General features: G+C 72.1%; 1 protein-coding gene. It reads left to right on the top strand.

What is annotated here, in order from left to right; translation table 11 throughout:
- The first annotated feature begins 736 nt into the window (after positions 1–736).
- Positions 737–1,156, top strand: a complete 420-nt coding sequence (locus tag ACFV0G_RS16700; protein ID WP_380547308.1) for a YciI family protein — start codon at positions 737–739, stop codon at positions 1,154–1,156.
- Positions 1,157–1,288 lie beyond the last annotated feature (132 nt).

Raw genomic sequence — 1,288 nt, 5'->3', positions numbered from 1 at the left:
GCTGTTGTTGTGCGCCCCCGCCCCCCCCCCCCCCGGGGGGGCCCCCCCCCGCTTACCCCCGGGGGCGGGCCCCTCGGCATTGCTCAAGGGACGTTTGCCCCACCTGTCCACCGCCGACAGCCGGTCCGGTCGAGTGCGCTCTCCCAGGCCGCGGTCAGACCGCGGTGACGCATGGATGGGGATTGTGCTCCCGGCGTCCTGTTGGCATCGGACGCGGCGCCTGCACATCCCACCCGCGCCGACACGCCCAGCCGGCAGGCCGAAGTGAAGCCGTTGGCTGCGCGCCCCACCGGCGCGAGGAACGCCGACCAACCTCCCAGCGGCGCAGCCGGAGGCCCGGACCGCAGGCCTCCCTGGTCGCTTCACCCTGCAGGCAGCCCCGCCGCTGTCGGCGTCGCGTGTATGACCCGACGAAATCAACCACCCTGAGCCGGCCTTCGCTGGGACGCCGGGCCGAGCCGACCGGGGACGTCGCCCGAGGGCACTTGGAGCGATCGGCACCCGGGCAGCGCCACGGTCCCGCCGCTGCGAACCGGACGGCGCACGGCCCGCCGTCCGTTCCGGTGCGGCGAGCCGCCCGTGCTCGTCCGGGAGGAGCAGCGTCGCCGTCCTGGCGTGGGACGGAGCGGGTAAAGAAAAATGTGAGATCGGTCCGGTCGGCGTGTCGATCCGCTGCTGCGCCGTTCGACCTTGGGTTGAGAGGGCCGTGAAGCGGCCCCGAAGGAGGAGAGCGATCATGGCGAAGTACATGCTGATCATGCGGGGCACGGACGAGTCGATGGCGAAGATGATGTCCACCCCGTTCGAGGAGATGCTGGAGACGGTGGGCCGCTTCAACGAGGAGCTGATCCGGGCCGGCGTGCTCGTCGCCGCCGAAGGCCTGGACGACCCGTCCCAGGGCGTGGTGGTCGACTTCAGCGGGGAGACCCCGGTGGTCACCGACGGGCCGTACGGGGAGACGAAGGAGCTGTTCGGCGGCTTCTACCTGATCGACGTCGCCTCCAAGGAGGAGGCGGTCGAGTGGGCCAAGCGCCTCCCTGCATTCCCCGGCTCGAAGTGCGAGGTCCGCCGCGTACCGGGCATCGAGGAGTTCCCGCAGGACAACGAGTGGATCGTCAAGGAGCGGGCGTGGCGCGAGCGGACCGGCCAGCTCTGATGCCGGAAGCAGTCGAGGGGGGGGGCGGGGCGCGGACACGGGGGGCGGCGGGCGGGCGGGGGGGCGAGTGCTCCACACCCGCCGTACTCGATCCGTCCACCGGGCTCGACTAGAGTCGGCGGTTCCGTACCG

Source organism: Kitasatospora sp. NPDC059571, assembly GCF_042735675.1.
GTDB lineage: Bacteria > Actinomycetota > Actinomycetes > Streptomycetales > Streptomycetaceae > Kitasatospora.
Note: the sequence above shows the minus strand (reverse complement) of the source record. Positions and strands in the feature narration are given on the sequence as shown.

Excerpts from the sequence above, each read along its gene's own strand:
- ACFV0G_RS16700 (WP_380547308.1), top strand. The coding sequence starts at position 737 with ATGGCGAAGTACATGCTGATCATGCGGGGCACGGACGAGTCGATGGCG.